Genomic DNA, 13232 nt, shown 5'->3' with positions numbered 1-13232 from the left:
CGCCCGCTTCCTGCGCGCTCGGACTAGCCTGGAGGGATGACGAATCCGGATTCGCGAAGGGAGCCCACGATGGATGTACTCGGCTCACGCATCGTCATCGTCGCCTTCGACGGGTGGAACGATGCCGGAGAAGCAGCCAGCGGCGCGATCGCCACGCTGCGGGAGTCGACCGACTACGACCTCGTGCACTCCATCGACCCCGAGCTGTACTTCGACTACCAGTACACGCGCCCGTCGACGAAGATGGACGCCGAAGGACACCGCCGACTCACCTGGCCCGAGGCCGGACTCTGGCGGCCTCGCAACCCCGGCCCCGGTCCGGAGTTCTGGGTGCTCACCGGTGTGGAGCCGGCTCGGACCTGGCAGTCCTTCGCAGCGGAGTTCATCGACGTCGCCCTGCGCGACGACATCACGGGATTCGTCACGCTGGGCGCCATGCTGTCGGACGTGCCCCACACCCGGCCCATATCGATCTTCGCATCGAGTCAGAACGAGCAGGTTCGTGAAGTGCACGGTCTTGAGCGCTCGCTGTACGAGGGCCCGGTCGGGATACTCAGCGTCTTCGAGCACTTCGCCGAGAGTGCAGGAATCCCCACAGCGAGCCTGTGGGCGAGTGTGCCGCACTACGTGGCATCGGCCACCCCCTCCCCCAAGGTCACGCTCGCGCTGCTCGACCGCCTCGAGGAACTGACCGGGGTCGACGTGCCGCGCGACCACCTCCGCACCGAGGCCGCCACCTGGGAGGCGTCGATAGATGCAGCAGCCGCCGACGACGAGGACATGACCGAGTACATTCGCCAGCTCGAGCAGACCAGAGACACCTGGGACTCCCCCGATGCCTCCGGTGACGCGATCGCTCAGGCCTTCGAACGCTATCTCAAGCGCCGTGGCGACGGCCCCGGCGACCACAAGCGCTGATCGCCGGGACCGCGTTCACGCTGCGATGACGCCTGTGCCGAGCAGCACCAGGAGCACGGTTCCCAGCAGGATGCGGTAGATCACGAACGGCAGGAAACTGCGCTTCGAGATGTAGTTCATGAAGAATGCGATGACCCCGAGGGCCACGACGAAGGCGATGCCGGTCGCGGCGAGGGTGTCGCCGAACGAGAAGAACGAGGGCTCGTCCCAGCTCTTGAACACCTGATAGAAGCCGCTGCCGAAGACGGCGGGGATCGCGAGCAGGAATGCGTAACGGGCGGCCGCAGCGCGCTCGTAGCCGAGGAACAGCCCCATCGTGATGGTCCCGCCCGAGCGGGAGACGCCCGGGATCAGCGCGAGCGCCTGGGCGACCCCGTAGGCGATGCCGTGCGGGTAGGTCAGCTGGTCGAGCGTGCGGCGCTTGGCGCCGACGTGGTCGGCGATCCCCAGCAGGACTCCGAAGACGATCAGCATGATCGCCACGATCCACAGCGAGCGGAAGACCGTCTCGATCTGGTCCTGGAAGAGCAGGCCGAGAAGCACGATCGGGATGCTGCCGATGATGATCATCCACCCCATCCGCGCGTCGGGATCGCTGCGCGGCACACGCCCGGTGAGCGAGCGGAACCACTGCGCGATGATCCGCACGATGTCTCGCCAGAAGAAGACCACGACGGCCGCCTCTGTGCCGATCTGAGTGATCGCGGTGAAGGCGGCACCGGGGTCCTCGCCCGAGGGCAGGAACGTACCGAGGATGCGCAGATGGGCGCTGGAGGAGATCGGCAGGAACTCGGTGAGTCCCTGCACGATGCCGAGGATGAGCGCTTCGAACAGGTGCATGGAGGAGCTTTCTGGTTCGTGGTGCGCGGGCGACGAGCGGACGCTCAGTACGTGCGCAGCAGATCGGCCAGCACCCGCTGACCGAAGACAAGCGATTCTACGGGCACGCGCTCGTCGACTCCGTGGAACATGCCCGTGAAGTCGAGGTCTGCCGGCAGACGCAGCGGCGCGAAGCCGTATCCCGTGATGTCAAGGTACGCGAGCGCCTTGTTGTCGGTGCCCGCACCGAGCAGGTACGGGATCACCGGCACCCCGGGATCGCTGCGCCCGAGGGCCGCCACCATGGCGTCGACGAGATCGCCGGCGAAGGGCGTCTCCATGCCGATATCGCGGACGACGGTCTGGATCTCGATGTCCTCGCCCACGATCTGCTGGAGCTCGGCGAGGACATCGTCCTCCGTGCCGGGGATCACTCGCACATCGACCAGCGCCTCGGCGGTCTCGGGGATGACGTTGTGCTTGTAGCCCGCCGACAGGACGGTGGGATTGGTCGTGGTGCGGAAGGACGAACGCAGGAAGGCCTCGGCGGGGCCGGCCGCTGCCGCCAGCGCATCGGGGTCGTCGGCCGAGCGGCCGGTGAGATCGCTGAGCCCCGCGAGGAGCGCCTCGGTGGTCGGGGTGAGACGCAGCGGCCACCGGGTGCGGCCGATCGCGGCCACCGCCTCGGCCAGCCGGGTGATGGCGTTGTCGTCGTGCAGACGGCTGCCGTGTCCGGCCCGGCCCTTCGCGACGAGGCGGATCCAGATCATCGCCTTCTCCCCCACCTGCAGCAGGTAGGCCCGCCGGTCATCCACGGTGATCGAATATCCGCCGACCTCGCTGATCGCCTCTGTCGCGCCCGCGAACCACTCGGGACGGTTCTGCACCACGAGCGCGGAACCCTCGACGCCGCCGTTCTCCTCGTCGGCGAAGAAGGCCAGCACCAGGTCGCGCTCGGGCTGTTCGCCCGCGCGCAGGATGTCGGCGACGGCGGTGAGGATCATGGCGTTCATGTTCTTCATATCCACAGCGCCGCGACCCCAGAGCATCCCGTCCTTCACCAGGCCCGCGAACGGGTCGACGCTCCAGTCCTCGGCGATCGCCGGCACCACATCGAGATGCCCGTGCAGCACCAGCGCCGGCTTGCTGCGGTCTCGGCCGACGACGCGGGCCATCACGTTCGTGCGCCGCGGGATCGGCTCGTAGTACTCGACCTCCAGTCCCAGGGACTGCAGGTAGGCGCCGACGTACTCGGCTGCCTCGCGTTCCCCGTTCGCGGTGCCGCCACCGAAGTTCGAGGTGTCGAAGCGGATCAGGTCGCTCGCGAGGCGAACGACCTCGGGCAGGGACGGATCGGTCATGAGCCCAGGCTATCGAAGCACCGTGGCGCGCCCGGGCGTCGGCCTCGGTTTCTGACAGCCTCCGAGCTCGTGCTAATGTAAATCTTCGTTCGGCAACGGACATCCAACACCTGCGCGGGTGGCGGAATGGTAGACGCGCTACGTTGAGGTCGTAGTGCCCGTAAGGGCGTGGGGGTTCAAGTCCCCCTCCGCGCACAGTGAAGAAGAAGGCTCCCGAGAGGGGGCCTTCTTTCGTTTCCCGGTTCTGCGGTGAGCGGTGACTGCGACCCGCACAGGTCGCGACCACCGCCCCGGCATCCGCTGCTCAGACCGCCCCCACCCCGAAGAGCAGGCCGAGCAGGTAGGTGATCGCGGCGGCGCCGAATCCGATCGCGAGCTGGCGGAGCGCACGACGCAGTGGCGGTCCTCCGGACAGGATGCCGACCATGGCGCCGGTCGACAGCAGGGCGATGCCGACGAGGACGAGGGCGACGATCACTGCGGTACCTCCCTGCAGCCCGAAGATCCACGGCAGCACCGGGATGATCGCGCCGGAGGAGAACAGCAGGAAGCTCGAGATCGCGGCCGTCCAATCGCTTCCGACGATGTCGGTGTCGTCGCCGGGGTGCACCCGCACAGGCCCGGTGACGGTGCGACGGACCCCCTCCTGTGCAGCCTGGACGATGCGGCGGGCCCGCGCGAGCGCCTCCGCCTGATCGATGCCCCTCGCACGGTAGACGAGCGCCAGTTCGTTCTCGTCGATGTCGAGGTCTCCGGCGGAGTCCGCCGCGTCGTCATTGGCCTCCGTCGCCGCGAGGAGCTCGCGCTGCGATCGCACCGACACGAACTCCCCCGCACCCATCGACAGTGCTCCAGCGAGAAGACCCGCCACACCGCTGAACAACACGAAACTGGAACTCACCCCCGTCGCGCCGATTCCGAGCACGAGAGCGAGGTTGCTGACGAGACCGTCGTTCGCGCCGAACACCGCCGCGCGGAACGAGCCGGACAGCCGACGCCGCCCCCGCGCCGCCAGCCCGCGAACGACCTCGTAGTGGATCTTCTCGTCTGCGCGCATCGCGGGGGTCGCGTACTGCTCCTCGTCGTAGGGCGAGCGCGCCTCCGCGCTCTGCGCGAGCGCGAGGACGAAGATCGACCCGAAGCGGCCGGCCATCCAGCCGAGGAGCTGCGATCGGACGCCCGCCCGCGGCAGCCGCCTCGGCTCCTCGCCGAGCAGATCGAGCCAGTGCTGCTCATGCCGACGCTCGGCCTCCGCGAGGCTCAGCAGGATCTGCTGCTCCTCTCCGGTGCGGCGCGCAGCCAGCCGTCGATACACATGGCCCTCGGCGCGCTCCTCGACGAGGTAGCGCGCCCATCGGCGGCGGTCGGCGGCGGTCGGTTCCGCGGCAGCGGGTGCTGTCATGGGTGCTCCTGAGATCATCGGGCGCGCGGTCGTGGCGCCCGTTCCACGCTAGCCGCGCGCACCGCGCGGACCCGCGCTGTGAGCGGGATTGCCAGCATTTCGGGGATCCGAACACGACGCGGTCCTCCCCGCGGCGTGCCCCGTCTGCCCGACTCAGGAACGGACGCGCTTGCGGAGCACGTCGATGCGCGACTGGAGCTGCGTCACGGTCGCCTGCGCCACGGCAGGTCCCCCGCAGATGCGGCGCAGCTCCGCATGGACCGCGCCGTGAGGCTCGCCCTTCTGCCGGGCGTACAGCCCGACGAGGCTGTTGAGCAGCTGCCGCTGCTCCTTGAGCGTGCGGTGCAGGGGCGCGGGAAGGGTCGAGGTCTCGGTCGGGGCGGCCGAGGCCTCGCGTGCCTCACGCAGACGGGACTGGCGGGACTGGCGCTGCATCAGCAGCTCGTGCACATGCTCCGGTTCGAGCAGTCCGGGGAATCCGATGAACTCCTCCTCCTCGGGCGTGCCGGGCTCTGCCAGCTGGCCGAACTCCTGACCCTCGAAGACCACGCGATCGAAGTGCGCGACGGAGGAGAGCGCCTGATAGCTGAACTCCTGGGTCAGCGCGTCCGAGGTCTCCTCCTCGCGATTCGCACTCTCCAGCAGCGAGTCGTCGAGCCCGTCGTCGTCCGCGGACTGGCGGTCGAGAGCGTGATCGCGCTGTTTGTCCATCTCGTTCGCGAGCCCCATGAGCACGGGAACCTGCGGCAGGAAGACGCTGGCAGCCTCACCGCGCCGCCGCGCGCGGACGAAGCGGCCGATGGCCTGCGCGAAGAACAGCGGCGTCGACGACGAGGTCGCATAGACGCCGACCGCGAGACGAGGCACGTCGACGCCCTCGGACACCATGCGCACGGCGACCATCCAGCGCTGGTCCCCCGCGCTGAACTTCTCGATCCGCTCGGATGCGGTGGCGTCGTCGGAGAGCACGATCGTCGGCTGCTGTCCGGTGATGCTGTGCAGGATCTTGGCGTACGCACGAGCCACCGTCTGATCGGTGGCGAGCACCAGCCCGCCCGCATCGGGCACATGGTGGCGGATCTCGGTCAGGCGGCGATCCGCGGCCGACAGCACCGCCGGCATCCACTCTCCTTCGGGGTCGAGCGCGGTCCGCCAGGCCTGGGAGGTGACGTCCTTGGTGTTGTCCTGCCCGAGATGGGTCTCGAGCTCGTCTCCGGTGCTGGTGCGCCACCGCATCTTGCCCGCGTACATGTGGAACAGCACCGGTCGCACGACGCCATCGGCCAGGGCGCGGCCGTAGCCGTAGTTGTAGTCGGTGCGGGAGATCCGGGCACCGGATTCGTCGGGGTGGTACTCGACGAAGGGGATCGGGGCGGTGTCGCTGCGGAACGGCGTGCCCGAGAGGAGCAGTCGCCGCGTGGCGGGCCCGTAGGCGTCGCGGATCGCATCGCCCCAGCTCAGAGCGTCGCCGCCGTGGTGCACCTCGTCGAGGACGACGAGGGTCTTGGCGTCTTCGGTGAGATAGCGATGCACCGAGGGCTTCGCCGCCACCTGCGCATAGGTGACGACCGCGCCGTGATAGTGCCGGGCCGGAGCCCAGTGGCTGTTGCGGAAACGCGGGTCGAGTCTGATGTGGACGCGAGCCGCCGCGTCGGCCCATTGCGTCTTCAGGTGCTCGGTGGGTGCCACCACGATGATGCGGTTGACCTCGCCCATGCGCATGAGCTCGACCGCGAGCGTCAGCGCGAAGGTCGTCTTTCCTGCACCGGGCGTCGCGGCCACGAGGAAGTCCCGCTGGTCGTCGTGGAAGTACTGCTCGAGGGCCTCCTGCTGCCAGGCGCGCAGCTTGTTGGCGGTACCCCACGGAGCACGCTGGGGAAAGGACGGAGAGAGCATCGAGTCAACGATAATCGCTCCCGCCGACACTGCGGCGACGGCGCCGCCGAGACGCGTGCCTCCGGATCAGCGGGGCGTGAGCGGAGTAGGCTCGGTCACTGCGCGAGGGCCACCGCCGTCGCCGCCCGTCCATGAAGGAGAGCCGGATGACCGACCAGGAGCCGATGAGCACCTCGCATGTCGACAACCCCTCGCCCCATCCGTGGCGTCGCTTCGTCGCCGTCGGCGACTCGTTCACCGAGGGCATCGGCGACCCGTACCCCGACGTGCCGGGGATGCATCGGGGATGGGCCGATCGGGTCGCCGAGGTGCTGGCCACCGACGTCGACGACTTCGCGTACGCGAACCTCGCGGTGCGCGGCAAGCTGATCGCCCAGATCGTCGCCGACCAGATCGAGCCGGCGATCGCGCTGCATCCCGACCTCATCTCGATCTGCGCCGGCGGCAACGACGTCATCCGCCCCGGTACGGACCCCGACGCGATCGCCCAGCAGCTCGACGACGCCGTCGCGCGTCTGACCTCCACCGGCGCGACGGTGATCGTCTTCACCGGCGTCGACACGGCTTTCAGCCCCGTGCTCCGTCCGTTCCGTGGAAAAGTCGCGATCTACAACGAGAACGTGCGCGCGATCGCCGACCGGCACGACTGCGTCGTCGCAGACCAGTGGGCGCTCAAGGTCGTGCAGGATGCGCGGTTCTTCGACCCCGATCGTCTCCATTTCAACGCGCTCGGCCACCACGAGGTCGCGCGCATGGTGCTGCGTGCGCTCAACGTCCCGAACTCCCTCGAGTCGCTGCAGCCCGAGACCCTGGCCCTTCGCACCTGGCGCGAGGCCAGGTCGGAAGACCTGGGATGGGCGCGTGAGCATCTCGTGCCGTGGGTGCTGCGCCGGCTGCGCCACCAGTCGTCGGGCGACCACATCGTGGCCAAGCGGCCCGACCCCGCGCCGATGTTCCGGCCGGGCACCGACTGACGCTCAGGGTCGACGGCTCAGGGTCGACGGCTCAGGGTCGACGGCTCAGGTCGTCACGGCCCACAGCGCGACCGCGGCTGCGGACGCCACGTTGAGCGAGTCCACTCCCCCGGCCATCGGGATGGTGACGATCGTGTCCGCCGCATCGATCACGGTCCGCGAGAGTCCGTCGCCCTCCGATCCCATGACCAGATCGACGCGCTCGGGACGGTCTGCGACGTAAGCGTCGAGTGTCACCGCGTCCTCACGCAACGCCAGCGCCGCGATGTCGAATCCGGCGGCGTGCAGATCGGCTATCGCGGAATCCCACTCGACGATGCGCGTCCACGGCACCTGGAACACGGTCCCCATGCTCACCCGCACGCTGCGCCGGTACAGCGGGTCGGCGCCGCCCGGCGACACGAGGACCGCGTCGGCTCCGAGGCCCGCTGCCGCCCGGAACGCCGCGCCGACGTTGGGTGGTGTCGGTAGCACCTCTAGAACATACATTTAACTGCCAACCTGGGCTTTTCTGATTTGCCTATCGGGCGATAGGCCAGGACAGGTTAGACATAGGCCTTTCGCACGGAGCATGCCCCTTTCGCGAGCGCTTTTGGCTGCGGATGAGATTCGCTCTTCTGGCGTTTTTCGGCACGGGAAGTGCGCACTATCGTCATTGGCCTGACGATGTTCTTCTCGTTCCACTCGCTCGCAGATTGGCTACGTAGCATGCCCGAGTTACTGGGCACTCCCGTCGGCGAAGTGTCGAGCGTCGTCTCGCATGCCTTCGAGTACGTCGAGATTGCTGAGCATGAAGTCTTCGTCGTAGTGGCTTGTGAACCGGAGCTTGTCCATGCGTTTGAGCACGTCGCGATCTTCCAGTGATTCCAGCCATGCGGCAATATCCTTGGCCCTTGGCGCGCTATCCATGGCGGCAAGCGTCTCGACCAGGTTCTGGCGCACAGATGCAGCCTGCAGACGTTCCTGGTGACGTTGGGCTGCGGAGAACGTTGAACCATCGGACAAGGCTTTGCGCTCGTCGGTGTGGCCGACCGCGATGTCGTATCTCGCAGGCAGCACCGACGAGGGCGGGTCCGCTCCTGTGACTAGTCGCGGGACAGCCTGGGTACGCACCCATGAAGCGAGATCCTCGAGTTCCTTCATCAGCACGGGCCAGCGAGTGGTTCCGGGTCTGTTGATGCCTATGGTCGGAAACAGGGCCACCGGGATGCGCGCGCCACGTGGAGTGCGGGCGATCACATCTCCTACTTGCAGCGGAACTTCGGGAAGCCGTTGCACGTCGGCCAACGACGGTGGCGATTGGTCTTCGCGATGGATCGCGGCCAACCGCACGGAAGTGATCGCCGGCGCACGATGCTTGGAGTGGTTGGTGTGCGAAGCCAGCAACGCCATCGGGTGGTCTTTGGGATCCTTCGTTCGCTGATAGGGCTGCAGTCCTTCGATCCGCCGGAGAAGTTCGCTTCCGCGGTGAAGCGACGGCGGACCGTTCTTCTGACGGCGCTTGATCCATTCTTGGAAATCATCGAAGCTCGTTGCGGCCGGCATCTCGACAAGCCGGGCCGTCTTCTCGTCCAGCACCCCGTCGAGATGCTCGATCTCGCCGAAGATGGTGTGCTCGATCGCGTTGCGCAGGGACACCAGTGCGTCTGCCACGAGCAGTGGTACCTTGCGCGGGATCGGAGCCAGGCCTGTGACTACAGTTTCGCTGTACGTGACTACTGGCACCTCGCGGAGCCGGATGATCCCGTCAGGCTGGCGTTGGTACTCGAAGAGAATGCTGGCCGCCTGCGCAATGGTTTCGTCTGCATGCGCGAGGGTTGCTGCGACGCCGATATGGCGGTCAGGTAGCCACTCATACGAACGGCTCATCGGCACCTCCTTGCTGGTTGGTGTATTGAGCATGCGGGCGTTCGGTACCAGGCAGACACGCTGGGTTGTCAACCACACGGATGAGAATCCGGACTAGTTCGGTTCGTCCTCCGAGAACAGCCCCTCGGGCAGCACGTCTGCATGGTGCTCGTGCAGGTACCGCTTGACGTCGATGAGCGAGGCATCGTGCTGCAAGCCACGCTTGTAGTAGAGCAAGCGTTGGTCCGCGGACTCGAGGATCTCTGACCAGCGACGAACCCAGACCCTGTAGCGCAGCGGGGAGTTCGGGTCGAGCTCGGACTCATCGAGCAGCCCCGACTCACGGCCACGCTGGTTGATGTCGCGCCGCACGTCGTTGTTGTAGTCGTTCACGACGAGCACGAAGTCCCAGACGGTGTGGGTGCCGGCGAACTGCGGATCCTCGACGATGGCGCGCGCATAGCCCTTGATCTGGCTGGCCTCCTTGTACGACGCGACCACCGATGGGGCCTTCAGCTCCACGACCAGATGCCGCTTCGTCTCGTGCTCGGGTGCGGCCAGCGAGAACATCAAGTCCAGGCGGCCCTGGCTGCCGTCGGTCTTCGTGACCTTCGTAATGGGCTCCCCCTCGCGGCCAAGCATGCTGAGGTGCTGCTCGAGCGCTCGGGTGAGACCTATCTCAGAGCTCATCATGTTGAACTGCTCCCCGAATACCCAGCTCTCGCGCTCCAGGATCTTGTGCAGGTGGTCCCGCTCCTTGACCAGTCCTTTGGCTTCGGGGTTGAAGACGATCTCGCGAAGAGCGCTCAGGAAGTCCAGGCGGTCGGTCACGTCGGTAGTCGCCCGGATGAGCCTTGAGAGCGGCGTGCGCTCGAGCAGCCGATCGAGTTCTTCGCTCTCGCCTTCGGTGAGCCCGACGTACTGGTTCAGGAGCGTCTTCACGCCATCGGGGTTCCGCTGAAGCGTGTCCTTGAGGAGACCCAGCGTCAGCTTCTCCTGGCCGCGGGTCTTGGGTATGTGCCGACGAACAGCGGTCGCGACGACATCGAAAGTCGCTCGCTCAACCGCTTCTTCCTCCGAGGCAGGATCGCCTTCGTAGGGGTAGGTCTTGGTCTCTTTCCAGCGTCCGACGAGCTCGCGACGCTGCTCGGCACGGCGAGCCTCGAAGTGGTCCTCGAGCGTGGAGTCCACGACCTGCATCAGGGATCCGAGCAGGGAGGTCTCCTGCTCCATATCGACGAGCAGCACCTCGTTGGCATGCTCCGTCATGTCCTCCCATAGGACGTAGGCGGCGAAGTTGAAGTCGGCGAAGCGCCTGATCGGGGACTCATCAACCGGAACGCCCTTCTCGTCGCAGAGATAGAGCGCCCGGCCCTTCACATCCCGCCACTCGACGACTTTCAGTGCGGCGCGGCGCTCGGCACCGTCGTAGGACCACTTCAGCTCGTGCGTCGTCTCGCGCTCGATGCTCGCGGCGGGGTCGATCCTTACTCCGTCGTACCGGACTTCGATCTTCGGGAAAGTCAGCAGATGCAGAGCGAGGGCAGCAGCGATGCGCGGCCGGGCAGAGTCGCCTTCGAGCCGGCCGAGCGAGTCGCGGCCTTCAGCCCGGAACTCCGTATAGGTCGGTCCCTGGGCATCCACAGGATCGGGGCCGGAGAAGTCGTTGCGATGGTCAATGGTCGACGACACGCGAGTCTTCTTGAACGCGCCCGTGGCATCCTCACCAACGGTCTCCCAAGTGATGCGGGTTCCCAGCGCGAAGGCGCGCAGACGCCCCTGGCCAAGCCTGCCGTGCAGGGGCCGCTTCTCACGCTCGGTAACGCGCGCCCCGAGCTTCCAGGAGTTCCCCACCCACTTGAAGTCCTGCTCGACGCGTTCCGGGCTCATGCCGAGGCCGTCATCGCGAACAGCGACGCCGACGATGCCGTCCGCGACATTGCGGTTGAGAGTGACCGACACCTCGTTGGCGTCAGCATCAAGGCTGTTCCAGATGAGCTCGATGACGGCCCGGACCGGATCAGTCTCACCAGCGAGACGCTGGACCAAGTCGTTTCCAGCGGTGAGGGTGATCCGAGGCATGACCTCAGTGTGCCAGTTGGCGACGACACGAGTCGCGACCGTGGTCGGGAACCACGATATGCAGACGGTGGCCGCGCCAAGGTGGGCTAGCTCCGCAGAGCCTCTTCGAGCTCAGCCTCGGAGTACCCGAAGGCGTATTCCTCGTCCTTCCCGTGGGAAGCCCAGATGTCCGCTGCTTCGTACACGCTCAGGGACTCATCGCTCCGGTCAGTGCCCTCCTCATCGTCGAGCCCGAATCTGCAGTTCTCGCAGTGCATCTCGGAGTAGACGTACCGCTTGGTCAGGGACGTCCCGCAGCACGGACAAAGAGGGGTATCTCCGTGATAGGCGTCGTTCTCTTCCTAGGACTTGCTTCTGAAAACGTCGAACAACCCAATTGATCACTCAAATCGCTTCGGTAGATCGGCCCGCGACGGGGCACTACAGCTGATCAAGGATGTTCGGATAGTGTCTGCACTTACATCGGATCTAGAACCGGTCGATGGACGGACTGATCGACCACACAGAGAGCCCCGACATTCGACCGCACCTCCGCCGTAAAGTCGCGCCCATAGACGGGGACCAGGGCACAGCTGCTTTGAATGCTCGGCCGACCGAGGCAGAGTACTGGAAGGCGTTCTGGGAGCAGGTGGCGATCATGTGGCTCGAACTGCCGCCCGAGATCCAGCGCGAGTACGCAGAGAAGTATCCGAAGGGCTCGAGTCGTCGTCCCACCCCGGTTTTTCCGTCGGTCTCGTAGAGCCGGACACGACAGCGGACCGCGCAGCCGTCGAGGGAGCAGGCGCTGGCATCGCGACCACGGCCCGGCGTCAGGGCTCCGTAGAATTGCCTGTTCATGGAACCGGCAAGAAGGCATTGATCGCATCAGGACATCGACTTGGCGCGGGACGCAGGTGCGCAGCTTCACCAGCAGGAGCGAGTACCACCGGCCGAGGATCTGGCGGAGCCTGGTTCTGGTGCTCCTGGGCGCGCCGCTGTTCGCGCTGGGATGGTACCTGGTGGCGAACGGCTTGCCGGAGATGCCGGTGCGCAAGGCCGAGATCTGGTTCAGCGGAGGGCCGCTGATCCTCGGGGTTGCGGGTCTGGCCTTCGCCGCGTACGGCCTGGTGACTGGGATTCCTGCGGCGTTGCGCACCGGCGACGACGCGATCGACTTGGAGTTCGGCGACACTGGCGTGATAGTCCGCGGAGGCCATGTGATCCCCCGGGCGTCGATCAAGGGGGCTACTGCGGTCCAGTACATCAACAACGCCAAGGCCCGGCTCCTGTTTGACAGAAAGCATCTGAATCGCGGCCTGGTGCTGAGCCTGAGGGAACCGCTGGATGTACCGGGGGTCGTGTCGAAGGACGGCAAGCACACGGTGCGGATCAGGCTGCAGCACTATCCTGCGGCCGAGTACCAGAAGCCCTTCGCGCAGGTCGTCGCCAAGCTCAGGTCCAACGGGATCCAGGTGGTGGAGACCCGCAAGCACAAGCAGACGTGACTTTGCGCGGCGTGCGCTACGAAGGATCCACGCGACGAGGAGAGGCGACGATGATCAGCAGCGTATTTAACAACAGCGCATCCAACTTCGGCAATGCAGCGATGCGGGCGGCCAGCGTTCCTTTGGACGCCCCGGTCGAGGTGAGGCTGGGAGCCGCGGGACCAGGCGAGACCGGCGCGTCTATCGAAGTCACCGGACCCAGCGGATTTCTGAAGCGGATCCCGATCGATGATGCGCGGCTGGCCGAATGCCGGCTGGAGAACGGCGGACCCACGGTGTTGGCGCTGTGCCAGCAGTTCGTCGATGACCTGTCAGCGCTGATCAAGTCGGCCGTACGCGATGCATCGGAGCACGAGTAGAGCTCCACACGCGCCTGGCCGCGGGCAGCGAGCCGAACGGCAGGTAATACACGGAGCCCCAGCGGTTCACCAGGAGTTCGCGTCACCGA

Annotated in this window: 11 protein-coding genes, 1 tRNA gene and 1 pseudogene; 6 read left to right on the top strand and 7 right to left on the bottom strand. The window is 66.5% G+C overall.

Annotation, left to right across the window (positions count from 1 at the left end; genetic code table 11):
• The first annotated feature begins 69 nt into the window (after nt 1-69).
• Nucleotides 70-918 (top strand): PAC2 family protein, encoded by an 849-nt coding sequence (locus DXT68_RS08120; RefSeq protein WP_045255143.1) that lies wholly within the window; start codon nt 70-72, stop codon nt 916-918.
• 15 nt (nt 919-933) lie between these two features.
• On the opposite strand, the gene DXT68_RS08115 is transcribed toward DXT68_RS08120, so the two are convergent.
• On the bottom strand, nt 934-1758 hold the full coding sequence (locus DXT68_RS08115) for an undecaprenyl-diphosphate phosphatase (RefSeq protein WP_045255144.1): 825 nt from the start codon (nt 1756-1758) through the stop codon (nt 934-936).
• Nucleotides 1759-1802: 44 nt separating this feature from the next.
• On the bottom strand, nt 1803-3098 hold the full coding sequence (locus DXT68_RS08110; RefSeq protein WP_045255145.1) for a M20/M25/M40 family metallo-hydrolase: 1296 nt from the start codon (nt 3096-3098) through the stop codon (nt 1803-1805).
• Between the two features lie 112 nt (nt 3099-3210).
• Here DXT68_RS08110 and DXT68_RS08105 point away from each other — a divergent pair.
• Nucleotides 3211-3293: transfer RNA gene (locus DXT68_RS08105), tRNA-Leu, on the top strand.
• Nucleotides 3294-3402: 109 nt separating this feature from the next.
• Here the strand turns inward: DXT68_RS08105 and DXT68_RS08100 are convergent.
• Nucleotides 3403-4500: a VIT1/CCC1 transporter family protein gene (locus DXT68_RS08100; RefSeq protein ID WP_045255146.1), complete on the bottom strand. Its 1098-nt coding sequence runs from the start codon at nt 4498-4500 to the stop codon at nt 3403-3405.
• A 153-nt stretch (nt 4501-4653) separates the two neighbouring features.
• Nucleotides 4654-6396 (bottom strand): DEAD/DEAH box helicase, encoded by a 1743-nt coding sequence (locus DXT68_RS08095; RefSeq protein ID WP_115760474.1) that lies wholly within the window; start codon nt 6394-6396, stop codon nt 4654-4656.
• A gap of 146 nt (nt 6397-6542) precedes the next feature.
• Between DXT68_RS08095 and DXT68_RS08090 the strand changes: the two genes are divergently transcribed.
• Nucleotides 6543-7370: an SGNH/GDSL hydrolase family protein gene (locus DXT68_RS08090; RefSeq protein ID WP_045255148.1), complete on the top strand. Its 828-nt coding sequence runs from the start codon at nt 6543-6545 to the stop codon at nt 7368-7370.
• A gap of 45 nt (nt 7371-7415) precedes the next feature.
• Here DXT68_RS08090 and DXT68_RS08085 read toward each other — a convergent pair.
• The 3 genes and pseudogenes from DXT68_RS08085 to DXT68_RS08075 all read right to left on the bottom strand — a co-directional run.
• Nucleotides 7416-7853 (bottom strand): annotated as a pseudogene (locus DXT68_RS08085) (TrmH family RNA methyltransferase); the annotation flags it as partial.
• 234 nt (nt 7854-8087) lie between these two features.
• A complete protein-coding gene (locus DXT68_RS08080) occupies nt 8088-9272 on the bottom strand; it encodes a hypothetical protein (protein WP_208856528.1) in 1185 nt (394 codons plus the stop codon).
• Nucleotides 9273-9332: 60 nt separating this feature from the next.
• A complete protein-coding gene (locus DXT68_RS08075) occupies nt 9333-11300 on the bottom strand; it encodes an ATP-binding protein (protein WP_045255150.1) in 1968 nt (655 codons plus the stop codon).
• A 481-nt stretch (nt 11301-11781) separates the two neighbouring features.
• Between DXT68_RS08075 and DXT68_RS08070 the strand changes: the two genes are divergently transcribed.
• From DXT68_RS08070 to DXT68_RS08060, 3 genes are all read left to right on the top strand, one after another.
• Nucleotides 11782-12039 (top strand): hypothetical protein, encoded by a 258-nt coding sequence (locus DXT68_RS08070; RefSeq protein WP_045255151.1) that lies wholly within the window; start codon nt 11782-11784, stop codon nt 12037-12039.
• A gap of 217 nt (nt 12040-12256) precedes the next feature.
• On the top strand, nt 12257-12784 hold the full coding sequence (locus tag DXT68_RS08065) for a hypothetical protein (protein WP_156149314.1): 528 nt from the start codon (nt 12257-12259) through the stop codon (nt 12782-12784).
• A gap of 50 nt (nt 12785-12834) precedes the next feature.
• On the top strand, nt 12835-13143 hold the full coding sequence (locus tag DXT68_RS08060; protein ID WP_045255153.1) for a hypothetical protein: 309 nt from the start codon (nt 12835-12837) through the stop codon (nt 13141-13143).
• The last annotated feature ends 89 nt before the right edge of the window (nt 13144-13232 follow it).

Origin of the sequence: Microbacterium foliorum, from assembly GCF_003367705.1 — a bacterium.
GTDB lineage: Bacteria > Actinomycetota > Actinomycetes > Actinomycetales > Microbacteriaceae > Microbacterium > Microbacterium foliorum.
This window is presented reverse-complemented; position numbering and strand designations above follow the sequence as displayed.